This is a genomic window from Rhodoplanes roseus (genome assembly GCF_003258865.1).
In the GTDB taxonomy this organism is placed as follows: domain Bacteria; phylum Pseudomonadota; class Alphaproteobacteria; order Rhizobiales; family Xanthobacteraceae; genus Rhodoplanes; species Rhodoplanes roseus.
The window spans coordinates 1-259 of sequence record NZ_NPEX01000886.1 but is presented as its reverse complement, the minus strand read 5'-3'; the positions used below and the strand labels follow the sequence as shown (position 1 = coordinate 259).

Below are 259 nucleotides of genomic sequence, written 5' to 3'. Positions count from 1 at the left end.
CCGCAAGCGTCATCCCTTCACCACCGACATGCTCTTTGGTGACGGGGGAATAGGTCACGAGGTCCTTTTCCTCGAAGATGATGCGACGCTCGAGATCTTCCTCGCCCATATCGACCTTCGCCAGCACGGCGCCGCAGGCGAGCAGCTTGAAGGTGCTGCACATGGGGAAACGCTCGTCCGCGCGCTGGGCCCATTCGCGACCCGTCTCGATGTCGAGGACATAGGCGCCGAGACGCGCATTCAGGCGCTGCTCCACCTC

At 62.9% G+C, this 259-nt stretch carries 1 protein-coding gene; it reads right to left on the bottom strand.

Features of this window, described 5'->3' with window-relative positions; genetic code table 11:
* Window positions 1-259, bottom strand: a 259-nt coding sequence (locus CH341_RS32870) for a serine hydrolase (protein ID WP_146604804.1), incomplete at both ends; no start/stop codon positions are given.